Here is a 23,894-nt window from a genome sequence, read left to right as displayed (position 1 = left end):
CCGTGCCCGCCCCTTTCATTTCCGTACTTCCCCCCTTCGTGTGAGGACCCCATGCCTTCCGACACCCCCACAACCGTCCTGGTCACTGGCGCCTCCAGCGGCTTCGGAGCGCTGACCGTACGTGCTCTCGCCCACGCCGGGCACACGGTGTACGCCGGCATCCGGCAGACGGCCACCCGCAACGCGCCCGCGGTGGACGAGCTGAACCGGTACGCCGCCGAGCACGACGTGTCCCTGCACGCCGTCGAGCTCGACGTCACCTCCCAGGAGTCCGCCGACGCCGCCGTCGCCCAGCTCATGGCCGCCGAGGGACGGCTCGATGTGATCGTCCACAACGCGGGACACATGGTCACCGGTCCCGCCGAGGCCTTCACTCCCGAGCAGCTGGCGCAGTCGTACGACGTCAACGTCCTCGACGCCCAGCGCGTCAACCGCGCCGCGCTGCCCCACCTGCGCACGCGGGGCGAGGGTCTGCTGGTGTGGATCGGCAGTTCCAGCACCCGCGGCGGCTGCCCGCCGTTCCTGGCGCCGTACTTCGCGGCGAAGGCGGCCATGGACGCCCTGGCGGTCAGTTACGCCGCCGAGGTGCTCCGCTTCGGCGTCGACACCGCGATCGTCGTCCCGGGCGCCTTCACCTTCGGCACCCATCACTTCCTGCACGCCGGTGCACCCGCCGACACCGAGCGGGCCGCCGCCTACCAGGAACGCTACGGCGCCCTGCTGGCCGGTCTCGACGAGAGGCTGGCGGCGCTCATACCGCCGCAGGCCGATGCTTCGCAGGTCGCCGATGCCGTCGTCCACCTGGTCGGCCTGCCCGCCGGAACCCGGCCGCTGCGCACCCACACGGACCCGAGCCGCGACGGCAGCGAAGTCGTCTCCGCGGTCGCCGACCGGGTCCGTGCCGAGTTCTTCCGCCGCGCCGGACTCGACGACCTGCTCACCGCAGGCAGCTCGCTCTGATTTCGCGTCCCGAAGAACCCGTCCCGAAGTAACCCGTCCCGAAGAAGGAGAGACCCCACCATGCCGTTCGCGAACTTCAAGGTTCCCGCGGGAAGCCTCGACGAGAAGCAGAAGGAGCTGATCGTCACCCGCACCACCGAGCTGTACGTGGAGATCTACGGTGAGCGCGCCCGCGCCAACACCATGGTCCTGGTGGAGGAGGTGACCGACGGAGGCTGGGGCATCGGGGGCCGGGTCCTGACCCTGGCCATGCTCCGGCAGTCGGCGGACCACTGACGGACCGGCCCGGTCTCCGTGCTAGAACGCTACGTCATGGAGACCGAGCCGATCACCCTGTCCACCCCGCGGCCCGTGCGGCGGCCGACGCTCGTGCAGGGGTGGCACGAACTGGCCTTCCTGCACTGGGCGGTGGAGCCGGAACGGGTGGCGGGTCTGCTGCCGCCGGGTACCCGCCCCGACACTCTGGACGGGGTCACCTACGTCGGCCTGGTCCCTTTCCTGATGCGCGGCGTGGGCCTGGGGCCTGGGCCGGGGCTGCCGTACCTGGGCACGTTCTGCGAGACGAACGTACGCCTGTACTCGGTGGACGAGCACGGCCGGCGCGGTGTCGTCTTCCGGTCCCTGGACGCGGCCCGGCTCATACCGGTGCTGGTGGGGCGGCTCGGCGTCCGCCTGCCGTACGTGTGGTCCGCCATGCGTCTGCGCCGCACGGGGGACGTGATCACCTACAGCTGCCGGCGCAGGCGCCCGGGAGGCCGGAGCGAGGGGAGCCGGGCCGTCGTGCGGGTCGGCGAGCCGATCACCGAACCGACGCCGCTGGAGCGGTTCCTGACCGCGCGGTGGGGTCTGCATGTGTCATGGCACGGCCGCACGGTGCACCTGCCCAACGAGCACGCACCGTGGCCACTGCACCGGGCCCGGCTGCTCGACCTCGACGACGACCTGGTCACGGCCGCCGGGCTCCCGCCCCTGACGGGCCCGCCGGCCAGTGTGCTCCACTCCCCCGGGGTCACCGTCCGGTTCGGGACCCCCACCCTGCTTCCGTAGGCGCACTCGGCGCTCAGACGGGCTCCTCGGTCTTCGCGACGCACAGGGCCCAGATGATGAACCCCGAGATGGCGATCATCAGGATCGACCAGACCGGGTAGTACGGCAGGGACAGGAAGTTGGCGATGACGATCAGCGCGGAGATGGCGACGCCGGCGATCCGTGCCCAGAAGGTCGCCTGGAACAGCCCGAGGCCGACCACGACGGCGATCGCCCCGAGGAAGAGATGGACCCAGCCCCAACCGGTCAGGTCGTACCGGAAGACGTAGCTGGGCGTGAGGAGGAAGACGTCGTCCTGGAGGATCGCCATGATGCCGCGGCAGATGCCGAGCACTCCGGTGATCATCAGCATGACGGCGGCGAAGGTCATCAGACCTGCGGCCCATGCCTGCTTCGTTCCGGTCTGCGTGCGGGGGGTGGTGGTCATCGCTCCGCCTCGTTTCGTCTGGTCCGGCTGTGGTCGTCGTCCGACTGCGGTCGTCGTCCGGCTGTGGTCGGTGTACGGCGTGCGTCGGTCAGCTCAGGACCTTCGCCTTCGCCCGCTGGAACTCCTCCTCCGTGATGTCGCCCCGGGCGCGGATCTCGGACAGCTTGGCCAGCTGGTCGACGCTGCTCGGCTCGGACGGCCCGCCGGCGGTCTGCCGGATGTAGGTGTCGAACTCCTCCTTCTGCGCACGCGCAGAAGCGAGTTCGCGGCTGCTCATGCCCCTGCCCCGCGCGATGACGTAGACGAAGACACCGAGGAAGGGAACGAGGATGACCAGGGCGAGCCAGCCCGCCTTGCCCCAGCCGCCGAGCGAGTCGTCGCGGAAGATGTCGAAGATGACCTTGAAGAGCAGGATGAACCACATGACCCACACGAAGAACCAGAGCATCGTCCAGAACGCGCTCAGGAGCGGATAGTCGTAGGCGAGGTACGTGTGTACAGCCACTTGTCTCCTCCTCCGTTCGGGGTGGACGCCCTTGTGGCGGTCCGTGCCCACCTCAGCGTGTCCGCCGCGGCGGCCGTGCGCCTCACCCGATGAGGGTGATCGGCGGCCCGGGGCTCACACCGTGTCCTTCTCCGCCCTGCGGATCGCGGACCGGAGGGCGAACGCCATCACCAGCTCCGCCAGCCCGAGCAGGACCAGCCACAGGCCCAGCAGCCGTGTCAGGACGACCGCGGACTCGGTCGGCAGCGCGAGGACCACGATCCCCGCGACGACGCCCAGCGCACCTACGCCGGCGAGGACGCCCCGGTGCGGCAGGCCCTTGACGGCGACGGCGGTGTAGAGGGTGAGCATGCCGGACACGAGCCAGGCCACGCCGACGATCAGGGACAGCGCGGCGATGGTCTGCAGGGGGTGACGCAGGCACAGCACACCGGCCACGACGAACAGCGTCGCGAGCAGAATCCGTGCGAACCGCTCGCCGTGCGCCTCCGGGGCGAACGCCGAGACGAACCTGAGTGCGCCGCTCACCAGCAGATACAGGCCGATGACGACCGCCACCACATGCAGCGTCCCGTGCGGCCACACCAGGATCACAATGCCCGGAATCAGCGTCACGAGCGCCGAGGTCAGCGCCCAGCCCCAGGAGGCGCCCAGAGCGGCCATCACCTCCAGCGGATCCCCCTGCGGCCCGGAGGCCGAGCCGAAGGGGTCCTGGTCCGGTCCGGCACCAGGTCCCGAATGCGACGGTGCGGTCATGTCTCCTCCTCTCCCGTTGGCAGCGGATCGGGTACGGGCCCCGTCCCGCTCACTCCGGCAGCTGCCGCATCTCCAGGACGTGCAGTCCCAGCGACTGGCACCTGGCCAGCAGTCCGTAGAGGTGCGCCTCGTCCACGACCGGGCCGAACAGCAGCGTCTGATCCGACACGACGACATGGTCGAGCTCGGGAAAGGCTTCGACGAGCGTGTCCGACAGGTGTCCGTCGATGCGGATCTCGTACCGCATGAGCTGCTCTCCCCGTGGGTGGAGTGTGGCGCAGGCGAACTGTGGCTTCTTGGCGATCCTCCGCCGCGACGCGCCGCCCTGCCTCACCCCGCAGAGGTGATACGGCGGGAAGCGGGGTACGGGGAGAGTACGGCGCACCGGGCCGCGCACCGCGCCCGGCCAGTGCCTTCAGGCCCCGAATGCGGTGGCTTGCGGCGCGGGGCACGCTGGGAGGTGCGCGTGAGCCCCGGAGGTGGTTCCTGTGGCGTACAGCCGTCCCGGCCGGCAGGTGGACGAGAGGGCTGCCTCGATGGTGGAGGCGCTGTTCACGCAGTCACCGGTCGGGCTCCATCTGCTGGACCCGGAGCTGCGCGTCGTACGCGTCAACACCGCCACACCAGTCATGCGGAACGTCTCCATGGACCAGGTGATCGGACGCCCGCTCCGCGAGGTGTACGACGTCGTCGACGACGAGGAGGAACTCGAGGCCGCCGTGCTCAGGGTCCGGGACACCGGGGTCCCGCTGCGGGACCGCGTCGTCCGGGCACGCTTCAAGGGGGACCCGCCGCGGGTGGGGCACTTCGAGATCACCGTACTGCGGCTGGAGAGCCCGTCCGGCGCCGTGCTCGGCCTGGCCGTCACCGCGGTCGACGTCACCGAACGCGAACGGAACCGGACCCGCGTCGAGGTCCTCGACTCGGTGCGCCGGTGCGTGGGGCGCACGCTGGACGCGGCGGTGACCGGTGAGGAACTCGTCGGGGCCCTGGTGCCCTCGTTCGCCGACGTCGCCGTCGTCGAAGTGGTGGACGCCGTCATCCGCGGCGACGATCCGCCGCTCGCCCCGCTGCCCCAGGGCACGCCGCTGATGCGCACCGCGTTCCGCGCCACGAGGTCGCACCCACCGGAGGCGCACCCGGTGGGTGACGTTCGCCGGCTGCCGGCCCCCACTCCCTTCTCCCAGGCGCTGGCCGACCTGCGACCGCGGGTGGTCGCCCTGGAGCCCGACGCCCCGTGGTTCCACGTCGATCCCGCGCGCGCCGAGGCCATCCGCTCGTCGCGGGCCCACACCCTGCTGGCGGTGCCCCTCACGCTGCGCGACACGGTGGTGGGCCTGGTGAGCCTCTACCGCGCGCGGGAGACACCCCCCTTCGACGAGAGCGACAGACGACTCGCGGTCGAGCTGGCCGCCCACACGGCCCTGTGCATCGACAACGCCCGGCGCTTCATCCGGGAGCACACCGTCGCGGCGACGATCCAGCGCCAGCTGCTGCCCCGCACACCGGAGAGCCACGCGTCCCTGGAGGCCGCCTATCTGTCCGTCACCGGTGCAGATCCCGGGTCCTGGTACGACACCATCGCCCTGTCCGGCGCCCGGACCGCGCTCGTGGTGGGCAGCGTGTCCGGGCGCGGCCTCAACGCGGCCGCGAGCATGGGCCAGTTGCGCACGGTCATCCGTTCGCTGTCCGCGTTCGACATCGCGCCCGACGAGCTCCTGGCCCGGCTGCACGACACGACGGCGCAGCTGGCCACGGAGCGCGCGAATCTCCCGCTGGGCGATCCACTGCGCCGCGAGACCCTCGCCGCGGACTGCGTGTACGCGATCCACAATCCCCTGACCGGCACCTTTGTGATCGCGGGAGCAGGCCGGCTGGCCCCTCTCCTCGTACGGCCCGACGGCACCGTCGGCATCCCGGACCCGCCGTCCGGGCCCCGGCTGGGCACGGACGAGGACGTGCCGTTCACATCCGTCGACTTCGAGGCGCCGGAGGGCAGCGTCCTGGTCTTCACCAGTGATCCCTTGCTGACCTCGTACCTCGCCGACTCCCCGGGGCCCCTGCGTTCGTCGCCGGAGTACGTCGACCGCCCGTTGCAGGACCTGTGCGACGCGGTCGTGTACGCGCTCCCGCCGGACCTCGGTGCGGGCGACGCCGCGGTGATCGTCGCGCGGGTCCGAGCCCTGCCCGCCGACCGTGTCGCCTCCTGGTACCTGGACGCCGATCCCGCCGCGGTGTCCGAGGCCCGGCACCGTGTCCGCGCGCAGCTCACCGCCTGGAAGGTGGACGACGAGACCGCCTTCAACACCGAGCTCATCGTCAGCGAGCTGGTCACGAACGCCATCCGGTACGGGGACCCGCCCCTGGAGCTCCGCCTGATCCATGACCGCAGCCTGACGTGCGAGGTCCGCGACGGCGGTGCCGCGGCGCCGCATCTACGTCACGCCCGCACGGTCGACGAGGGCGGACGGGGTCTGTTCATCGCCTCACAGCTGGCCCACGCATGGGGCACGCGGTACGGGGACGAGGGCAAGACGATCTGGACGGAGCAGTCCTTCGCGTCACGAAAGGACTCCCGCTGATCAGGAGGGACCTCCGCTGATCAGGCTCTTTCTTCCCCCGGCGGGCCCGGCGCCGCCGGCTGCCCCGCGGCCTCCGCGCGGCCGCTCGCGGCCAGCAGAGCCAGCAGGGCCAGCACGGCGAGCAGCACGAGCACCAGGAGCAGGACCGTCAGAACCGTCGGATGGTTCCACAGGGCGAAGACCAGCGCCACGATCAGCAGCGCGGCGAGTGTGATCGCCCGGCGGTACGACTGCGCCCACTCCCCCGCCCGGCCCGTACGGATGTGGTGGTCCGCCGCCCACCGGGCCGTCGCGTCCGCGGTGCTCTCGGACCTGCTGCGGACGGCCACGGGCAGTCTTCCCGGGCCGATGAAGTAGGTGCCGAGCGCGATGACGACACCCAGGACGATCGCCGTGCGCAGGCTGACCCGCAGAAAGCGCACCAGTGTGTCGAAGACCGCGGAGGCCGCCGCCTTCGACTGCACCTCGGGCGGGAGGTGGTCCAGGTAGTAGTCGCGGGCGACGATCAGCGCAATGGCCACGACCAGGCAGGCGAAGGCCGCTCCCAGTGCGGTCCGGGCAAGGGCACGCCGTCGCCCGCGGGCCAGCAGCACACCGCCGACGCCGATGAGCACGACGATGATGGGGAGCCAGTTGCCGAGCGCGTCCAGCAGCCGGGCGCCCTTGCGGGCCTTGGCGAGCTCGTCGGAGTGGAAGAGCACCAGCTGCTTGCTGACCGTGGGGATGTGCTGCGCCGGGGAGAATCCCGCGTCGACCAGCTGCTTCTTGACCCGTTCGACGGCCTCGCCCACGTCGAGGGTGACGGTGCCGCCGGAAACGCCGACCGAGCCGCGCCCCTTGCCGGTGAGCGCGTGCACGACGGCGTTGTGGGCGGCCCGATTGGCGTCCGTCCACACCTTGGCGAAGACGTCGCTCCGCACCACCCGGGTGGCCACCTTGGTCACGGCCTGGTCGACCGCGGAGTTCAGCTGCGGTCCCAGGCCCTTCAGGGCGTCGGCGGCGCGGGGCGGCAGTCCCTGGGACTCCAGCCAGGTGGCGACGTCCGAGGCAACCTGCTGCCCGTCGACATGCACGCCCACGGCCTGGGTGATCCGCTGGACCGCCGCGTCCTGGACGGCCGGTTCGGCGGCGAGGGGGGCGACGGTGGAGATGTACCGGTCGGTGTCGAGCACGATGTCGTGCACCCAGGTCGTCAGCAGGGCGACGGGGACCAGGATGCAGGTGAGCACGATGAGCACGGCCGAGGTGACCTTGCGGGCCACCCGGCCGGCCGCGGACCCGTGGGCCGTCCCCGCACCGCCCGGGGCCGGCGAGGTGCCTTCCGGGCCAGGGCCGGGAGACGAACCGGGCTCGTGCGCATCGCTCATGGGGCCTCCGGCAGGGTGCGTGCCTGATCACCCCATTCCGTCAGCGGGCGGGTGCGTGAGCACGCCGACGGCGTCCATACGGGCGAGAAAGCGAGAGATCAGGCCCTGGCGGCCGGCGGCCGACAGCCATGAAATGGCCAGTCCAACGGGCGTGGGGCACGCTGGAGGGGTGGGTGCGCGGCAGAGCCTCGTGGGTCTGCGGCAGTCCTGGCAATCGAGTCACGCGCTGCTGCTGCTTCCGATCGCGCTCATCGTGGTCATCACGGTGGTCGACATCCGCTCCCCCGAGGACGTCCATCTGGGACCCACGCTGGTCATCGCACCGGCGCTGACCCCGTCCTTCGCCGGGCCCTGGGCGACCGCGCTGGTGGGGGCGCTCGCGGTCGCGGCCCAGACCGTCGTCGCCGTCTTCCACGGCGGGCTGACCACCACGAACCACATCGTGCAGATCGTCACCCTGGCCGTGCTCTCGGCACTCATCGTGATCTACTGCGCGATCCGCGACCGGCACCGTGCCCAGCTGGCCCAGGTCCGGTCGGTGGCCGAGGCCGCCCAGCACGTGCTGATGTGGCCGCTGCCGGAGGAGATCGGCCATCTGCGGATCGCCTCGCTGTACCTGGCCGCCGAGGACGAGGCCCAGATCGGCGGGGACCTCTATGCGACCACCCGGGTCGACAGCACCGTCCGCGTCCTGATCGGTGATGTGCGCGGCAAGGGTCTGTCCGCCATCGGCGAGGCCGCGCTGCTGCTCGGCGCCTTCCGCGAGGGCGCCCACCGGCACACGTCCCTGCCGGACCTCGCCGCCACGCTGGAGCAGAGCGTGACCCGCTACACCGCCGACTTCGAACCGCCCGAGGAGGCCGGTGAGCGCTTCGCCACCGCCCTGCTGGTGGAGATCCCCGAGGACGACGCGGTCACCCGGATGACCAGCTGCGGCCACCCTCCGCCACTCCTGCTGAGCCCCGGTCACGCGGTCTCCGTCCCGAGCCTGCATCCGGCGCCCCCCTTGGGGGTCCACACGTCGAAACCCGGGGACTACACGCTGGACGTGTTCTCCTTCGAGCCCGGCGACACCCTGCTGCTGTACACCGACGGCGTCATCGAGGCCCGCGACGCGGGCGGCGACTTCTACCCGCTCGCGGAGCGCGTCGCGCAGTGGACCGAGGCCAGCCCGGAGGCGCTCATGCACCACATCCGGCGCGATCTGCTGGGCCACTGCGGCGGACGCCTCGACGACGACGCGGCCCTCATCGCCCTCCACCGCACCTCGACCGTCCACCGCCGGCACCATGGACGGCTGACCCATGCCGACGGGTTCCGCCATGGTTCCGGCGCGCATCTGGATGCCGGCTGAGGCTCGGGGCCGGGGAGGCGCTCCCCGGCCGTGGTCCCGGCGCATTCACGGCTTACGGGCGACCGCCGCGTACATCGCGATGTCCTCGTCCCGGATGTGCTGCTCCCATTCGGCCAGGGGATGCCGGGGTAAGGAGGTCAAGTCCAACTCTCGGCGAGAGCAGGGGCGTTCAGAGGAGGAAGCCGGCGTCACCCGCGCCTCCGAACGGCCCCTCCCCCACTCGGCCGAAGGACCCTTGCCGCATGGACACACCCCTGACCCGCGCTTGCCGCACTCCGTGCCGGTCCTCGTCCGACCTCGCGGTACGAGGCCACTGCCCGGCGTGCGGCGGTCATCGTGCGATTCCCCCTGCTCAACCCCCGGTACAGTCGGAGCGCAGGCGATCGTCGACGGCCGGACCGCCGACGGCTCACCGCGCGTCCTGTCCGCTTCGTCCGCCGGGGTTTCACGTGTTCGGGTCACGCATACGTCGCAGACGCGCCGTGTCCTGGCCCCTGGCCCCCGGTCCGTGCGCGCCCGGTCGGCACGTCCTCGCCACGGAGAGTCTGCTCCTCTACACACCGCGGACCCAGCTGGACGCGGTGGCCGCGATCGCGTCCGGTGCGGATCCCGAAGCCCTGCGCTGGCTCGGCCTCCAGACCGACCGTCTGTTCCCCGACGCCGACACCAGGCGGGCCATACTCCGCATGAACCCCCTCGCCGACCCCCGGCGCCGCATCCCACGGCCACTCACCCAGCCCTTCGAACCGGACCCCGAGGACCCGGAGTTCCTCGTCTGCGTCCTGCGGGACGACGGCCGGTACGCCGGAGCCCTCCAACTGGAACAGCACAAGGGCCACATAGGCGGCTGGCTGGCGCCCGGCCTTCGCGGGCAGGGTCTGGGCGCGCAGCTGTTCGGGGCCGGCGCACTTCTCGCCCACACCCACTTCGGCATGGACACCGTCCGAGCGGGTGCGGAGACGGGCAACCTCGCCAGCCGGCGCTCACTCGAACGCGCGGGCTTCGTCCCGGACGAGGGCCCAGCCCGCCACACCCTGCCCGACGGCCGCGAGATCGACTCGGTCTGGCTCCGCCATGACGTGAGCCCCGCCTCCTATTGCCACTGAGAGCGCAGCACCCTCTCAAGAGCCGTACGGCCCGCACTCCCCCACGTCGGCTGACCGCCGGGAAGACCGCGCTCCCAGGCCAGACCGATACCGATGAGGGAGAGGCTGCGCAGGACGGCCCAGCCCCGGGCGCGCCGGATCATCGCCTCGTCGGGCCGGCCGTACAGCTCGAGGAACCGTGTGTCCGCGCCTGCCGGCAGGAGCAGCCAGGCGGCCGCGAGGTCGGTCGCCGGGTCGCCGGCGCACAGGTCACCGAAGTCGATCACTCCGGCGACCGTGCCGTCGGCGAGGACCACGTTCGCCGGATGAAAGTCGCCGTGGATCCATACCGGTGGCTCCTTCCAGAGCGGGGCCGCGACGGCGTCGAACCACACCGCGCGCGCCTCGGCCGCGAGTCCGGTGCCTTCGACGACGTGGAACCTCTCCTCGAACTCATCCGTACGGGACCGGAGGAGAGCCTCCCGGAACGGGTTGGCCGGTGCCTCGGCGGGCGCCTCGTGGTGCAGCGCCGTCAGGAAGCGGGCCAGTGTGCCGGCCGCGTGGTGGTCCCGGGTGACCGCCCCGCGGTCGGCGGGCTCGCCGGGCACCCAGGCCACGACGGTCCACGGTCTCGGGAAGCGGGCCGAGGGGGCGCCGATCCGGACGGGGCTGGGCACGGGGAGCGGGAGGCGCGGGGCGAGGACGGGCAGCCATCGGTGCTCGTTGCGGAGCAGGGAAGGGGCGCGCGGGGTGCGCGGCATACGTACGGCCAACTCGTCGCCCAGTCGCCACAGTTGGTTGTCCCAGCCGCCCGGCGCCCGACGCAGGTCCAGTTCCGCGAGGTCCGGGTGCTGCTCCTGAAGCAGGGACCGCACCAGGCCCTCGTCGATGTCGGTCACGGACATCACCGTAGAGCCCGGTGCCTGGGCTCAGTAGCCGATGAAGAAGGTGGCGTCCGCCTTCTCGATGGCCCTGGAGACCGGGTCGATGCGCAGAACGTAGGTGGCGTACCCGAGGCAGCGGGTGGGGTGGTTGTACGAGCGGAACGACGTCCAGCTGGGATCACGCCGGCCGAGCCGGACTCGCGCCCCCGGGCCGGGACTTGTCGCGGCCGCGGTCATGACGCACCCTGTTCCGGGCACGATTCATGATCGTGCGGACCGAAGGTGCAGGCCGAGGAATGGGAGGATGCCGTGGGCGACGGGATGTCGCGGGCGATGTGGGAGCGGTACGAGCCGGTGCACGACCTCGTCTACTTCACTCCGGAGGCGCGTCAAGCCGCGGACGGGCTCGGGATGCGCGGCTTCTGGATGGGGTACTTCGCGCTGCGCGCGGCGCCGCTGGGCGCGGTGCCCGCCTCCGTCGTGACCGGATCCTTCTTTGTCTTCCATCCCGACCGCGTGGCGCGGGCGCTGCCCGACGCCTGGGGATACGCCGCCCCGGCCGACGCCCTCGCGGCGCGGCAGCAGGCGATGGACGCCGCGATGACGCGGCTGTTCGGCGCGGACGTCGTCGGCTCACCGGAGATGGCCGAGGCCGCCGATCTGGCCTGGGAGGCGGCCATGGCCGCGGACACGGCGGGTCGCGTGCTCGCCGCCGCCAACCAGGCCCTGGACCGTCCCGGGCCATCTCATGTGCGGCTCTGGCAGGCCCTGACCACACTGCGGGAGCACCGGGGTGACGGACACTTCGCGGTTCTGGTGGGTCAGGGGCTCGGACCGGTCGAGGCGATGGTGCTGAAGGCGGCCGCCCGCGAAGGGGACCGGGAGATGCTGCGGGATACCCGCAAGTGGGAGGTCTCGGCATGGCAGGCGGCCGAGAACGCACTGCGCGAACGCGGTTGGCTCGGGGAGGACGGCACCCTGACCCCGGCGGGCACCGTCGGGCGCGCGGCCGTCGAGGCGCAGACCGACGCCGCCGCCGAGCGACCGTGGGCCGCTCTGGGCGCGGACCGCACCGAGCGCCTCGCCGTCCTCCTCGAACCTCTGGCCCGTACCGTCTGGGACTCCGGGGTGCTGCCGTCCGGCAACCCGGTCGGCGTACCGCGCGGCCCCGGCCACTGATCGGTGCCGCCGCACCGGTGTCCCCGTCATGCCGGGTGGGGACACCGGGAGCGCCGGCCTCGGACTACCAGATCACGGGCAGCCGCTCGGGGATCCGTTTCATGAAGCCGGTGCGCCACACCAGTTGCCCGGCCGGTACGGCGAGGGCGAGGTCCGGCAGACGGTCGAGCAGGACCTCCAGGGCGATACGGGCGTGGGCACGGCCGAGCGCGGTCGCGGGGCAGTAGTGGGAGCCGCCGCCGAAGGAGAGATGGTCGGCGGCGTTGTCGCGGTGGACGTCGAACCGGTAGGGGTCCGGGAACTTCTCCGGGTCGAAGTTCGCGCCCTCCACCAGTACCAGCACGAGCTCGCCCTCCCTGACCTCCACCTCACCCAGCCGGACATCGGCGAGGGCCAGGCGGGGCAGGGCGTCCCCGATCGAGAGGTTCACCCGCAGCAGTTCCTCGACCCCGGGGCCGATCAGGTCCGGGCGCTCCCGGAGGAGGTGCAGATCGGTCGGACGGGTGAGCAGATGGACGAGGGCCATGGCGAGGAAGCCCGAGGTGGAGATCACGCCCGCGCCGAACATGGTGACGCCGACCGTGGCCAGCATCTCGTCCGTCAGATGGGCGTAGTCGTCGTCGCACCGGAGGGTGGCGAGTTCACCCATCAGCCCGCCGGTCGCCGGGTCGTCGAGCAGCGCCGTCATCCGGGCGATGTCCCGGTCCCAGTTGATCCGCGCGCCCGTGACCGGGCACGGCGCGTTCATGAAGGCGATGTCGAGGCTGCGCAGAAAGGCCGGTGCCTCCGACTGGGGGATGCCGAGGATGCGGCAGTGCATCCCCGCCGAGTACGGCTCGCAGAACGCGCCGCGCAGATCGGCCGTCGGCCCGGCCGCCACCAGTTGGCCGACCAGGCGGTGGGCCTCCTCGCGCATCCACCCCGCCAGACCCGGCGCCTTGGGGTTCAGCGCCCTCATCACCGCCCGGCGCAGCCCGGCTCCGGTGATGTTGCCCATGTTGTTCACGACCTCGGGCGGGATGGTGAGGGCGTACTGCCGTGGAACGCCCGGCGCCGAGGTGTCCTTGAGCGAGAACCGGTCATCCGTCAGGACCTGTTGGCACAGGCGATGGGAGGAAACCAGCCAGGCCTCGTCGCCGGCGATGGTGCGCACACGCCTCACCGGTGTCGTGGCGCGCAGCTCCTCGACCTCGGCGGGGATGCGGGTCCCGTCCCAGGAGAAGGGGAAGTCGAGCAGCCGGGGCCCGTCGGCCCGGGCATCGTCGGCGGTGACCTCGGTGGCGGTGGTCATGCCGCGGCTCCTTCCGGGGTGGCGGGGGTGACGACGGCGTGGCCCTGGTTGCGGGACGCGCGCAGGCCCGCGCCCCGCGCGTACAACAGCTCGGCCATCGGCAGCAGTTGGTGGTAGCAGTTCAGTGAGGACGGCACCTCGAGGATGGCGGGGGTGTCGAGGAACAACGGGGCCTCGGCGCACACGTACTCCAGGCACACCGCACGCTGCCGCTGGGTGACGGCGTTCCCTCTGGACGACAGGAAACGGCTCACCAGGGCATCGCACACGGCCCGGAAGTCGGCGTCCGTTTCCAGTCGGCTCTTCAGGTGCCGGTGGATCTCCTGGTACGAGGCGTTGGCGCGGAAGCCGGACATGGGGTGCCAGCGCAGCCGCTCCCCGTCGGGATCGGCCTCCGACACCGCGTCACGGACCTTGGCCCGGACGCCGCGCAGATTCTTCACCGCCTTGCGGCGGGCCTCGTCGGGGGTGTAGCCGGATGCCTCGTACATGTCGGCCACATACAGATCGGTGTAGACGAAGTCGACCCTGTCGAAGTGGTCCAGGCCCCAGCGGGCGAGGGCATGCAGGCGCTGGGCGGAGAAGTAGCTGTTGCCCGGGGACACACCGATCAACGCGTGTGTGCCCTCGCCGTAGATGACCTCGCAGTGGGAGGTGTAGGGCTGAACCTCGAAGACGTCGGCCATCAGCACGGATGCTGTGGTCAAGGGGGATACCCTCCGCCGCGCGCTAGTCCCGTCAGGGCCCTGTGCCCCTGGTGTGGCGACGCGGCGCCCTCACGCTAGCCGCACCGGGTCGACACAGGGGGTGACTGACAGGGTTTGGCGAAAAACAGTCGTAGTAACCGTCGAAGTGCCGTGTAATTCAGACGTCTTCGGGATGCCGGAGATGAGATTGTGCCGTCCGGGCCCGTCCGGGCCACAGGGGGAGGTAACACCACAGTGAATCGCATGCGCACGTCCGCCACGGTCCTGGCCGCGGCCGGAATCGTCACCGCCGCTCAGCTCGGCCTCGCGGGAGCCGCGTCCGCGCAGACCTCGGCGTCGACGAGCTCCGGCTGCCCGATCAACCTCGTCTATCCGAGCCGCTTCTACGTCGACTCGCACGGCTGGGTCACCAACGGCGGCCTGTACTTCGGGCTCAAGAACAAGAGCACGACCAAGAGCTTCTCGAAGGTCACCTTCACGGTCACCGACGTGAAGAACATCCGCTTCGGCACGGCCAAGCCCACGGGTGGCAAGATCACCAAGAACACGACCAAGGTCGTGTCGGTGTACACCCTGACGCTGAAGAAGAAGGCCAGCCTCGGCGTCAAGGTGCCGACGCATCTGCTCAACACCCACAACTACAAGGTGAAGTTCACCCTGAAGGGCACGGGCTGGAACTGCGCCTCGGACCAGGGGACCTGGGGCAGCTGATCCCACTCGGACCGTACGCTGATGGCCGTGGGCAAGCGCGGCGAATCAGCGGGCGAGGGGCCGGGCACCGCGGTGTCCCGGCTCACCGGTCGTCCGGTCACCAGTGAGCGGGCGATGTCCGGGAACCTTGCCGAGGTGATGCTCGAGAGCGGCCGGGCCGTGATCGCCAAGCGTGGCGATCACGGCCCGGGCGCCGTACGGGCCGAGGTGGCCGGACTGCGCTGGCTGGCCGCCGCCCGGGCGGTCCGCGTACCGCACGTGCACGGTCACGACGAGCGGTGGATGGTGATCGACCGCGTCCCGGACGGTCGGCCCGGCGCCGAGGCGGCGCTCCGCTTCGGCCATGAGCTGGCCGCCCTGCACACCGCCGGGGCACCGGCGTTCGGGGCCCCGCCGCCCGACGGCCCCGTGGCGGCGTACATCGGTCTCGCCCCCATGCGCAACGTCCGCGGCACCGACTGGCCGCGCTGGTACGCCGAGCACCGGGTGCTGCCGTATCTGCGCAGCGCCGTCGACAACGGTACGGTCCGACCCGGCGAGGCCACCGTCGTCGAGCGCGTCTGCGAGCGGTTGCCGCAGCTCGCGGGACCCGCCGAGCCGCCCGCCCGGCTGCACGGCGACCTGTGGAACGGCAATGTGCTGTGGGGAGCCGACGGTCGTGTCTGGCTCATCGACCCGGCCGCGCACGGCGGACACCGCGAGACCGACCTGGCGATGCTCCACCTCTTCGGCTGCCCCCACCTGGACCGCGTGCTGGAGGGCTACCGGGAGGCGGCACCCCTGGCCGAGGGCTGGGAGGACCGCATCGGCGTGCACCAGCTGTTCCCGCTGCTGGTGCACGCGGTGCTGTTCGGCCGGGGATACGCGGAACAGGCCCTCGCGGTCGCCCGGCGGGCCGCGGCGGCCTGACCGGGCCTCGACGGCGCGACCGGGCCGAGGGGTCCTTCCCGGGCCGAGGGGTCCTTCCTGGGCAGAGTGTCTGCCGGACTACTCCCCCGCGTCCGGGAGCTGGATCTGGCCGGACTTGATGTAGCGGGCCAGGTTGAGATGGTCGCCGTGCTCCTCGCGCAGCCCCTCCGCCCACAGCACGCTCTGGGTGCCCTCGTGCTTGACCATGCCCGGGCTCACACCGATCCGGAAGCCGCCGGGCAGGGGCTTGCCGTCCTTGCAGGGCAGGAAGTCGAGCGGCCCGGGTCCGGCTGAGGCGTACACCGCGCAGTCGGACAGCACCGCCACCGGGTACTGCCCGGTCGTCCGGGCGGTGGCGAGCATCTTGCGGTGCATGTTGATCCGCGCCTTGGAGATGACGGCGGCACGGATGTCGGGCCGCCACGTCGGCCGTTCCAGCGCCGGCCAGCGCTCCCCCGGACGCCATCCGGTGCGGGCCCGTTCGCGCAGCTTGCCGATGCCGCCCTTGACCGTGGCCTTGATCGCCGCCAGCACCAGGGCCAGCTGCGGGTCCCGGTCCTTGTGGCCGTCCATCGCCGTCAGGAACTCCTCGGGCGTCATGCCGGTGGTCACGCCGAGGTCGGCCATGGTCGCGACGTATGCGTCACGCAGCCGGGTGTACCAGGCGTCCAGGTAGGGGCCGTGCTCGGGGCGGACGTACGCCTCCAACGGGGCCACCTCGTAGCCGAGTTCCTGCGCGTACGCCACGGTCGGCGTCGCGTACCAGGCAGGTCCGAGCGGCGCGTCGCCGTCCGGGGTGAACGGGCTCGGCAGGCGCGGGTCGAGCCGGATGTGGGACAGGTCCACCAGCCAGGAGCCGGGCAGCGACGGGTCGAACGCGGGGTTGTGCACGTGGACCGGCGCGCCGAGGCCCACGACGGTGCGGTTGGCGGCCGCCGCGAAGGCCATGTTGACGTCGATCCCGACGAGATACGGCTGCATGCACTCCTCGTCGGTCAGCGGCCGGGCCCAGTCGTACGCCTCCTCGCGCAGCATCTCGGCCGGGGTGCGCTGGTGGAAGCGCGGCAGATGGGCGAGGAGCGGATGGCCGTCGGGGGCCTCGCACGGGGCACAGTCCACCACCCGGGTCAGCGCGCCCGGGTTCGGGGCGGACACCCACTGGCCGTGGTCGTCCTTCACCGCGCGGGTGGGCGGGTGCAGCGCGGTCATCAGCTCCAGGCCGGTGACGGCGGTGGAACCGCGCGGGGTGAGGACCCGGGCGGCGTAGGTGCCGAGAATGCGGGCGAGTTCGGCGGGCGGCAGTTCGGCGGCGTCGCCCCAGTGACGGGCGTCCAGGGCGTGCCAGGCGGGGATGCAGAGCTGGACGCAGTTGCGCCGGCCGCCCTGTGCGGGCCGGTAGATCCGGGCCCATGGGCCGAATCCGCGCTTGGTGAGCTGCCAGTCGGCCTTCTTCAGCTGCCGGACCACCTTGTGGGACTCCGGGACACGGCCCGCGAGGCGCTCCTCGTCGCTCAGTTCGGCGGGCAGCCCGTAGCGCTCGCACGCCGCCGCGGTCAGCACGACGAGGGGGTCCGCGTCCTTGCCCGAGCGATGCAGCCGTGGCTGCCCGAGCCTCGCCTCCGCCAGCGTCCACTCCACCAGCGCCGGGAGCGACTTCGCGGGGACGTCGAGGACCAGCCCGCCGACGCAGTACGCGGTGACCTCACCGTCGGCCGCGTCGACCACGGCGAGGGGGCCATGGACGAAGCGGGGGTCGGCGGCGTCGGCAGGGGCGGACTTGGGGGCGTCCCGGGGCGCTTTGGCCGCGCCCTTCCTCGCGGCCGGACGGCGCGCTGCCGACGCCGGCGCGCGCCCCGCCGCTCCCGACGCCGGGCGCGCGCCGGACGACTCCCGGCCGGACGACTCCCGGCCGGACGACTCCCGGCCGGACGGGCCCGCTTCGGAATCGACCCCGGCGGGCCGCTGCCCGGCGCTCGCGCCGCCGGCCGTACTCCGCCCGGCGGACGTCCCCTCACCGCCCACGACCGACGCCCGATGCTCCCCGACGGCCGCCTCTGGGGCGCCGTCCACGTCGAGCGGCGGCGCTCCCTGCGCGTGCGGGAGTTCGGGACCCGCGCCCGTCGCCGGTTCGGGCGGCGGCGCAGCCGGATAGCGGTGGGCCAGGCCGTCGAGGAGTCTGCGGTAGGCCTCGAGGCGTTCGCCCCTGGGTTCGGCGCGGCCCGCCTCCCAGGCCTGGATGCTCGGCACACGTACCCCGAGCGCCTGGGCCACGGCGGCCTGTGTCAGCCCGGCGGTCTCGCGCAGCCTCAGCCGCTCCGCGGGCGCGGGTAGCACGGTGCCGCCGTCGACGGCGGCGAGCAGGGAGTCGACAGCCGCGAACAGCTCATCGGGCTGGTCCGTCATTTCCACATCCGTCTTTCTACCTGACGCCCTGGCGGATCTCTTCGAGCCGGGTCGTCAGCCGCTGATGGCGCTGCGAGGCCGCCTGGGAGGAGTTCAGGCCCTGGTACCCGGCGATCCGCCGCCAGTCCATGCCGCGGCGCCGCGCCTCCATGACCACCTGGCTCTCCAGACGGTCCAGTTGGTGGCGCAGATCGTCGAAGAGGCTCAGCGCCGCGCCGACGTCGTCCACCGTCACCTCCGGCACCGGGGCGTCGGCGGCCACCAGCAGTCGCCCGAGCAGCGCCGCGTCCCGGGCGAGCCGGTGTGCCGGAGCACCGTCGTCGACGGGATGTTCCCCCAGGGCGGACAGCCGCCGACGGGCCTCGTCGTCCTGGGTGTCATGTGCCATGCGGGCATGCTATCTCAGTAACCCAACGAAACAACGTTCTGTTGGTTCCTTAATGGGAACTTAAATCGGGCTGAGATTACTCAGAGTAAGGAAACCAACCAGGCGTTCGATTCGTATAAGTGCATGGAAGCTTTAAACAGGGAGAGACCATGCAACCGTTCACGCTCAACTACGCGCGCCCCGCAGTGCAGTTGGAAGTCACCGCTCCGTACGCGTACGACTCCGGACTGCAGTTGAACGTGTTCCCCGATGGCCGGATCGCTGCCACCGATCACGCAACGCTAAGAGCGCTGGGGACCACGACCTCCACGGCCGGTTCCAAGACGCACTTCGACGACTGACCGCGGATCCCCCGATGACCGTGCTCATCCTGACTTCCGACGAGGACGTGACGGCGGACATGGTGGTCCTCCGGCTCAACGAGGCCGGTGTGCCCGTCGTCCGATTCGATCCCGCCGATCTCACCAGCCGGGTCGCCCTCTCGGGCGAGTACGTGCAGGGCGTCAGCCGTGGACATCTGTCCATCGCGGGCCGCCTGGTGAGCATGAACGGTCTGCGCTCCATCTGGGTGCGCAGACCGGGAGTGGCGGCCGCCCGGGCCGCCCATCCGACCGCCTGGCTGACCGAGGAGTCCTCCCAGGCGCTGTACGGCATGCTGCGCTGCACCGACGCCCGCTGGATGAACCACCCCGACGCGGCCCGGCGGGCCCGGCACAAGCCCTGGCAGCTGAAGCTGGCCCAGCGCAGCGGACTGCCGGTGCCCGCCACCCTCATCACGACTTTTCCGCAGGCGGCCCGGGAGTTCGCGGAGCGCTTCCCGGACCTGGTGGTCAAGCCGGTCTCCGGCGCGCATCCGCAGGAACCGCCCCGGGCGGTGCCGACCAGCCGGGTCGCGCCGGACACCGACTTCTCGGCCGTCGCCTTCGGGCCGACCCTGCTGCAGCGACGGGTCGGAAAGCGGGCCGACATACGGCTGACCGTCGTCGGCGACCGACTGCTCGCCGCGCGCAAGCCGGTCGCCCCGGACGCCGACCCCGACGACGTGGACGTCCGCTTCGCCCCGTCCGCTTCCCCCTGGGTTCCCGTGGACGTGCCCCCACGTACCGCGGAGGCCGTCCACACCTATATGAAGCAGGCCGAAATCGCCTACGGGGCCTTCGACTTCGCCGAGGACGCCGACGGGATCTGGTGGTTCCTGGAGTGCAACCAGTCGGGCCAGTTCGGCTTCATCGAGATGGACACCGGTCAGCCGATCGCCCGCTCCATCGCGCAGTGGCTGGCGCAGGAAACCGAACCGGCACGGCCGTACGTCAATGGCGGCAGGAGATCGACTCCTTGACGGCATCGGCGACGACATCAGGAAGGGACCACCGCATGCGCGTGGGACTGCTCGGGACGGGACCGTGGGCGCAGGCGGCGTACGCCCCCGCGCTGAGCGGGCACGGCGAACTGGACTTCGCCGGGGTGTGGGGCCGCCGTCCGCAGGCCGCCTCGGCGCTGGCCGAGCAGTACGGCACGCGTGCGTACGACGACGTGGACGCCCTGCTCGACGACGTGGACGCGGTGGCCGTCGCACTGCCGCCCACCGTGCAGGCGGACCTGGCGGTGCGCGCGGCCCGGGCGCGCTGTCATCTGCTGCTGGACAAACCGCTCTCGCTCGACGTCGCCGACGGGCGGGCGGTGGTCGAAGCGGCCGAGGGGGCCGGTGTCGCGACCGTGGTGTTCTTCACCACACGGTTCCAGAAGGAGCCGCAGGCCTGGATCGACGAACAGGCCGCCGTCGCGGGCTGGTTCACCGCGCGGGCGGAATGGCTCGGCGCGGTGTTCACCAGCGACAGCCCGTTCGCCGCCTCGCCCTGGCGCCGGGCGAAGGGCGCGCTGTGGGACGTGGGCCCGCACGCGCTTTCCGTGCTCCTGCCGGTCCTCGGCGACGTCCGCGAGGTGACGGCCGCGGCCCACGGTCCCGGGGACACCGTCCATCTCGTCCTCGATCATGTCACCGGCACGTCGAGCACCCTGACCCTGAGCCTCACCGCCCCGCCCGCGGCGGCCGGGGCGGCGGTCGAACTCCGGGGCGAGGCGGGAGCGACCCTCCTGCCGCGCAGCTCGGAAGGGGCGGTCCCGGCCCTCACCAGAGCCGCCGACGCCCTCCTCGCGGCCTCCCGCACGGGCCGCCCGCACCCCTGCGACGCGGCGTTCGGCCTGCGGGTCACCGAGATACTCGCGACGGCCGAGGCCCGCCTCAACGGCAAGACCGAATAGGCCGCGTCCGTCAGTTCATTCCTCGTCGAACGGTTCGTCGCTCCACCGGAACCAGGCCCGGTCCCCTTCTATGTGCAGCAGGAACTCGGGGACGGGCCCGCCCGGCGAGGACAGGGACACCCTGCGGCGGATCTCGTCGTACGCCTCCTCCCACTGCTCCCAGTCGTCGTCCCGGTCGGCCAGGGCGAGTTCACGGGCGAAGAGCTCTTGCACGGAGCCGAAGGCGGGGCCGGGGGTGAACCTCCCCGACAGCCAGGGGAAGTCCATGTCGTCGATCAGGATCTCGCCCACGGCCTCCCCGCCACTGTGCACGCGCCACACCGAACCGTCGAACGCCATGCCCGCACCCTCCGCCGCCCGCTGTCGATCACCACGCGGACAGCATGTCACCCGGCACTGACATTCCGGGCCGACCGGAAAGTGGCGAGCTCCCGGACGACTGGATACCCGGCCCTGGTGAAATGCGCGGCCATGGGGAAGTTGCACTGGTCGGTGGCGCCGGCGATGACCTCGGCTCCCCGCTCGACGAGGAAGTGGGTGCACTCCGCGAGGAGGTCGTAGGCGTAGCCGTGACCGCGCTGTTCCGGCAGGACGCCGATGAAACCGATGCACGGCCCCGAAGGATTGTGTGCGGGGATGTGGATGCCGACCGGGTCCCCCTGGGGGGTGCGGGCGACCTGCCACCACTGGCGCGGTGAGGGGCACCAACGGAAGAAGTCGAGTTCCTCCTGGGCAGCCCGGTCCACTCCGCCTTCTTCGACGGCCCTGCGGGCGCGGGCGTCCAGGGTGGCGGAGTCGATGCGGCGCAGCGCGTCGAAGAACACCGCATCCTCGGGCTCGGCGCAGAAGACCAGCCGGCCGGGCCGCTCCGGGAGGCCGCACTCCGGTGTCCACCGGTACACGAAGCGCTCCACCAGGAGCTCGTACCCGGCCTTGCGTGCGGCGTCGAAGCGCGTCTCGGCGGCGGCGCGCAACAGGGGTTCGGCACGCCAGCCGCTCGGCAGGTTCAGCTCCAGGCCGTCGACCTGCCAGGGTGCGGTGCGCAGAAGCTCGGCCCCCGCGTTCTCCTCACCCTCGGCCACGTCGAAGCAGTCGACGGTGAGCGGCTCGGGGTCGTCGGGGCCGCCCCACCAGACACCCCTCGCCACCACCGTGCCGTCGCGCAGGGCGACGCGCTTCCAGTCGGGGCGGTGCCGGGCCGACCGGAACGCCTCCCGCGTGCGCAGCGGGTCGGGCATGGTGTCGAAGACATGGGCGCTGCTCTCGTCGAGCGTGCGAATGACCAGGGTGGTCATGGCTTCCTCCGGGATGCGTACGCCGTGGAGCGCTCCCGGTCGGGTCAGCTGTGGCCCGCCCGGGCAACGGGAAGGGAGCGCTGGATGGTGGTGAACCTCATGGCACTCGCCTCCTTCCGTCCGGTCGTCGGGCGTGATGCCACACGGTAAGCGGGTGCGTACGCGTGCGTCCATCGCTTTCTCGCGGGCGAGCCCGGGACCGGGCGGGGGCGTAGCTTGGGCTTGTGAGGACGGTGGGCGGGCGCTGGTCGCGCCAGTACCGGGACGAGCGCAGCTGGCTGCGGGGCGCTCCGCCGCCGCGGTGGGTGCGGGTGCTGCCCGTCGCCCTGCTGGTGGGCGTCACCGCGGTCACCGTCGCCAGTCGCAACTACCTCGACCTGGGGTTCCTGCTGGGCGCGATTCCGCCGCTGGCCGTCCTGTCGTACGGTCCGCTGGCCACCGCGCTGCTCGGCGCCATGGTCGTCGTGGTGCTGCACGTGCCGGCCACCCATCTGAACCGGCCCGGCAACACCGATCTGCTCACCATCATCTTCGTCGCCGTACTGAGCGTGTTCGTGTCCTATGTGCGAAGTCACCGGGACGCCCAGCTGGTCACGGAGCGGACGGTCGCCGAGGTGGTGCAGCGTGCCGTCGCGCCGCCGCTGCCGGAGCGGGTCGGGAGGATCAGGTGCACGGGGCTGTACCGGGCCGCCCAGCACGGGACGCTGGTCGGCGGGGACTTCTTCGACGTACGCGACGGACCGTACGGCGTCCGGGCGGTGATGGGCGATGTCCAGGGGCACGGGCTGTCGGCCGTGGCGACGGTGGTGTCACTGCTCGGGGCCTTCCGGGAGGCGGTGCTCGACCAGCCCGACCTGGAGTCGGTGGCGGCCCGCATGGACCGCAGACTGACGGTGGACTCGTCGGGGGTGCGGCATGCCGAACTGTTCGCCACCGCCATGCTGCTGGAGTTCTCCGGCGACGCCCGCTCGGTGCGGATCGTGGCCTGCGGCCATCCGCCTCCGCTGCTGCTGCACGACGGGCGGGTCCGCGAGGTCGGCGTCGAGTCGGGCACTCCCCTGGGGCTCGGTCTCGTCGGTGTCGATCCGCCGAAGGAGGTCACGGTGGCGCTCGCGCCGGGCGACCGGCTGTTCCTGGCCTCGGACGGGGTGTGGGAGGCACGGGACGACTCCGGCGGCTTCTATCCGCTGCCCGAACGGCTCGCGGAGCTGGCCGGCGACCGCTCGACCGCGCTGACCGACCTGGTCTGGTCGGATCTCGTACGGCACTGCGGCACCATCCGCGACGACACGACGATGCTCGTCCTCGCCCCCGATCTGCGCTGACCGGGTCAGCCCACGTCCCACAGGAAGCGGTGGGTGTGGATCGCGAAATACGGGAAGGACTGGACCTGCCGTACGCCCTCGATCGGCCGGACCACGTCGTTGACGAAGTCCAGCAGGTCCTTCGGGCCGGGGGTGACCACCTCGGCGAACAGGTCGAAGCCGCCCGAGGTGAGCACCGAGTAGACGACCTCGGGTCGGTCGGCCAGGGCGTCGGCAACCGCGCGCGGGTCGCCGTCCACGCCGATGCCGAGCAGCGCCATGGCCTGCCCGCCCATGGCCATCGGGTCGGTGACGCCGACGACCTGGACGGCCTTGGTGTCCAGCAGCCGCTGCAGCCGCTGCCGGGCCGCCGAGGCCGACAGCCCGACCTTCGGACCGAGGTCGGCGTACGCGATGCGTCCGTCGGTCTGCAGTTCACGCAGGATGGCCCGGTCGATCTCGTCCACGTGCTTCCTCT

27 protein-coding genes are annotated in these 23,894 nt (G+C 71.8%); 13 read left to right on the top strand and 14 right to left on the bottom strand.

The genetic code is table 11. The annotated features are described in order from the left end of the window. Positions 1–51: 51 nt before the first annotated feature. The 3 genes from Q8A52_RS40485 to Q8A52_RS40475 are packed head-to-tail and all read left to right on the top strand — an operon-like array spanning position 52 to position 2,007. The gene (locus Q8A52_RS40485; RefSeq protein WP_316761454.1) at positions 52–960 is read left to right on the top strand and encodes an SDR family NAD(P)-dependent oxidoreductase; all 909 of its coding nucleotides are present in this window, start codon (positions 52–54) and stop codon (positions 958–960) included. Positions 961–1,020: 60 nt separating this feature from the next. Then, complete coding sequence (locus Q8A52_RS40480; RefSeq protein WP_316761450.1) at positions 1,021–1,236, top strand: 4-oxalocrotonate tautomerase family protein; 216 nt, start codon at positions 1,021–1,023, stop codon at positions 1,234–1,236. A gap of 36 nt (positions 1,237–1,272) precedes the next feature. Then, complete coding sequence (locus Q8A52_RS40475) at positions 1,273–2,007, top strand: YqjF family protein (protein WP_316761447.1); 735 nt, start codon at positions 1,273–1,275, stop codon at positions 2,005–2,007. A 13-nt stretch (positions 2,008–2,020) separates the two neighbouring features. On the opposite strand, the gene Q8A52_RS40470 is transcribed toward Q8A52_RS40475, so the two are convergent. The 4 genes from Q8A52_RS40470 to Q8A52_RS40455 all read right to left on the bottom strand — a co-directional run bounded on the left by Q8A52_RS40470 (position 2,021) and on the right by Q8A52_RS40455 (position 3,942). After that, complete coding sequence (locus Q8A52_RS40470) at positions 2,021–2,434, bottom strand: DUF7144 family membrane protein (RefSeq protein WP_316761445.1); 414 nt, start codon at positions 2,432–2,434, stop codon at positions 2,021–2,023. A gap of 88 nt (positions 2,435–2,522) precedes the next feature. Next, positions 2,523–2,939 carry an SHOCT domain-containing protein gene (locus Q8A52_RS40465; protein WP_316761442.1) on the bottom strand — a complete coding sequence of 139 codons (417 nt, stop codon included), beginning with the start codon at positions 2,937–2,939 and terminating at the stop codon, positions 2,523–2,525. Between the two features lie 114 nt (positions 2,940–3,053). Further along, a complete protein-coding gene (locus tag Q8A52_RS40460) occupies positions 3,054–3,695 on the bottom strand; it encodes an HdeD family acid-resistance protein (RefSeq protein WP_316761440.1) in 642 nt (213 codons plus the stop codon). Between the two features lie 49 nt (positions 3,696–3,744). Next, complete coding sequence (locus tag Q8A52_RS40455) at positions 3,745–3,942, bottom strand: hypothetical protein (RefSeq protein WP_316761438.1); 198 nt, start codon at positions 3,940–3,942, stop codon at positions 3,745–3,747. A gap of 241 nt (positions 3,943–4,183) precedes the next feature. Here Q8A52_RS40455 and Q8A52_RS40450 point away from each other — a divergent pair, with 241 nt between their 5' ends. Next, positions 4,184–6,277 carry a SpoIIE family protein phosphatase gene (locus tag Q8A52_RS40450; protein ID WP_316761435.1) on the top strand — a complete coding sequence of 698 codons (2,094 nt, stop codon included), beginning with the start codon at positions 4,184–4,186 and terminating at the stop codon, positions 6,275–6,277. Between the two features lie 20 nt (positions 6,278–6,297). On the opposite strand, the gene Q8A52_RS40445 is transcribed toward Q8A52_RS40450, so the two are convergent. Further along, entirely contained in the window at positions 6,298–7,644 is a 1,347-nt protein-coding gene (locus tag Q8A52_RS40445) for a hypothetical protein (protein WP_316761433.1), read from the bottom strand. A 133-nt stretch (positions 7,645–7,777) separates the two neighbouring features. On the opposite strand from Q8A52_RS40445, the gene Q8A52_RS40440 reads away from it, so the two are divergent. Both Q8A52_RS40440 and Q8A52_RS40435 read left to right on the top strand, forming a co-directional pair. Then, entirely contained in the window at positions 7,778–8,998 is a 1,221-nt protein-coding gene (locus Q8A52_RS40440; protein WP_408649338.1) for a PP2C family protein-serine/threonine phosphatase, read from the top strand. Positions 8,999–9,480: 482 nt separating this feature from the next. Next, on the top strand, positions 9,481–10,104 hold the full coding sequence (locus Q8A52_RS40435; RefSeq protein WP_316761428.1) for a GNAT family N-acetyltransferase: 624 nt from the start codon (positions 9,481–9,483) through the stop codon (positions 10,102–10,104). Here Q8A52_RS40435 and Q8A52_RS40430 read toward each other — a convergent pair. Both Q8A52_RS40430 and Q8A52_RS40425 read right to left on the bottom strand, forming a co-directional pair. Further along, positions 10,092–10,988 carry an aminoglycoside phosphotransferase family protein gene (locus tag Q8A52_RS40430; RefSeq protein ID WP_316761425.1) on the bottom strand — a complete coding sequence of 299 codons (897 nt, stop codon included), beginning with the start codon at positions 10,986–10,988 and terminating at the stop codon, positions 10,092–10,094. The genes Q8A52_RS40435 and Q8A52_RS40430 overlap by 13 nt on opposite strands. Before the next feature lie 24 nt (positions 10,989–11,012). Further along, positions 11,013–11,204 carry an AbfB domain-containing protein gene (locus tag Q8A52_RS40425; protein ID WP_408649337.1) on the bottom strand — a complete coding sequence of 64 codons (192 nt, stop codon included), beginning with the start codon at positions 11,202–11,204 and terminating at the stop codon, positions 11,013–11,015. Between the two features lie 72 nt (positions 11,205–11,276). Here Q8A52_RS40425 and Q8A52_RS40420 point away from each other — a divergent pair, with 72 nt between their 5' ends. Continuing rightward, the gene (locus tag Q8A52_RS40420) at positions 11,277–12,146 is read left to right on the top strand and encodes an SCO6745 family protein (protein ID WP_316761422.1); all 870 of its coding nucleotides are present in this window, start codon (positions 11,277–11,279) and stop codon (positions 12,144–12,146) included. Between the two features lie 64 nt (positions 12,147–12,210). On the opposite strand, the gene Q8A52_RS40415 is transcribed toward Q8A52_RS40420, so the two are convergent. Beyond that, on the bottom strand, positions 12,211–13,437 hold the full coding sequence (locus Q8A52_RS40415) for a cytochrome P450 (protein ID WP_316761420.1): 1,227 nt from the start codon (positions 13,435–13,437) through the stop codon (positions 12,211–12,213). After that, a complete protein-coding gene (locus Q8A52_RS40410; protein WP_316761419.1) occupies positions 13,434–14,144 on the bottom strand; it encodes a cyclodityrosine synthase in 711 nt (236 codons plus the stop codon). The genes Q8A52_RS40415 and Q8A52_RS40410 overlap by 4 nt, the downstream gene beginning before the upstream one ends. A gap of 243 nt (positions 14,145–14,387) precedes the next feature. Here Q8A52_RS40410 and Q8A52_RS40405 point away from each other — a divergent pair, with 243 nt between their 5' ends. Together Q8A52_RS40405 and Q8A52_RS40400 are read left to right on the top strand one after the other, a co-directional pair. Then, positions 14,388–14,855, top strand: a complete 468-nt coding sequence (locus Q8A52_RS40405) for a hypothetical protein (protein WP_316761416.1) — start codon at positions 14,388–14,390, stop codon at positions 14,853–14,855. A gap of 21 nt (positions 14,856–14,876) precedes the next feature. Then, entirely contained in the window at positions 14,877–15,764 is an 888-nt protein-coding gene (locus Q8A52_RS40400; protein ID WP_316761413.1) for a fructosamine kinase family protein, read from the top strand. A 78-nt stretch (positions 15,765–15,842) separates the two neighbouring features. On the opposite strand, the gene tap is transcribed toward Q8A52_RS40400, so the two are convergent. Both tap and Q8A52_RS40390 read right to left on the bottom strand, forming a co-directional pair. Beyond that, positions 15,843–18,167, bottom strand: a complete 2,325-nt coding sequence (gene tap, locus Q8A52_RS40395) for a telomere-associated protein Tap (protein ID WP_316761411.1) — start codon at positions 18,165–18,167, stop codon at positions 15,843–15,845. A 16-nt stretch (positions 18,168–18,183) separates the two neighbouring features. Beyond that, positions 18,184–18,555, bottom strand: coding sequence for a hypothetical protein (locus tag Q8A52_RS40390; RefSeq protein ID WP_316761408.1), 372 nt, complete (start codon positions 18,553–18,555; stop codon positions 18,184–18,186). 149 nt (positions 18,556–18,704) lie between these two features. Between Q8A52_RS40390 and tgmA the strand changes: the two genes are divergently transcribed. The 3 genes from tgmA to Q8A52_RS40375 are packed head-to-tail and all read left to right on the top strand — an operon-like array spanning position 18,705 to position 20,817. After that, entirely contained in the window at positions 18,705–18,896 is a 192-nt protein-coding gene (gene tgmA / locus Q8A52_RS40385; RefSeq protein WP_263205316.1) for a putative ATP-grasp-modified RiPP, read from the top strand. A gap of 14 nt (positions 18,897–18,910) precedes the next feature. Then, positions 18,911–19,894 (top strand): ATP-grasp ribosomal peptide maturase, encoded by a 984-nt coding sequence (gene tgmB, locus Q8A52_RS40380; protein ID WP_316761400.1) that lies wholly within the window; start codon positions 18,911–18,913, stop codon positions 19,892–19,894. Between the two features lie 35 nt (positions 19,895–19,929). After that, entirely contained in the window at positions 19,930–20,817 is an 888-nt protein-coding gene (locus Q8A52_RS40375; protein ID WP_316761398.1) for a Gfo/Idh/MocA family protein, read from the top strand. Positions 20,818–20,832: 15 nt separating this feature from the next. Here the strand turns inward: Q8A52_RS40375 and Q8A52_RS40370 are convergent, their stop codons facing one another. Beyond that, positions 20,833–21,156: a hypothetical protein gene (locus tag Q8A52_RS40370; protein ID WP_316761396.1), complete on the bottom strand. Its 324-nt coding sequence runs from the start codon at positions 21,154–21,156 to the stop codon at positions 20,833–20,835. A gap of 47 nt (positions 21,157–21,203) precedes the next feature. Beyond that, positions 21,204–22,112, bottom strand: a complete 909-nt coding sequence (locus Q8A52_RS40365; RefSeq protein ID WP_316761394.1) for a GNAT family N-acetyltransferase — start codon at positions 22,110–22,112, stop codon at positions 21,204–21,206. Between the two features lie 224 nt (positions 22,113–22,336). Here Q8A52_RS40365 and Q8A52_RS40360 point away from each other — a divergent pair, with 224 nt between their 5' ends. Next, entirely contained in the window at positions 22,337–23,437 is a 1,101-nt protein-coding gene (locus Q8A52_RS40360; RefSeq protein WP_316761392.1) for a PP2C family protein-serine/threonine phosphatase, read from the top strand. A 5-nt stretch (positions 23,438–23,442) separates the two neighbouring features. Here Q8A52_RS40360 and Q8A52_RS40355 read toward each other — a convergent pair whose 3' ends face one another. Further along, positions 23,443–23,883 (bottom strand): Lrp/AsnC family transcriptional regulator, encoded by a 441-nt coding sequence (locus Q8A52_RS40355; RefSeq protein ID WP_316761389.1) that lies wholly within the window; start codon positions 23,881–23,883, stop codon positions 23,443–23,445. Between the last annotated feature and the right edge of the window lie 11 nt (positions 23,884–23,894).

Origin of the sequence: Streptomyces herbicida (assembly GCF_032656585.1) — a bacterium.
Taxonomy (GTDB): domain Bacteria; phylum Actinomycetota; class Actinomycetes; order Streptomycetales; family Streptomycetaceae; genus Streptomyces; species Streptomyces herbicida.
The sequence above is the reverse complement of the archived record's forward strand: the minus strand, read 5'-3'. Positions and strand labels throughout refer to the sequence as shown.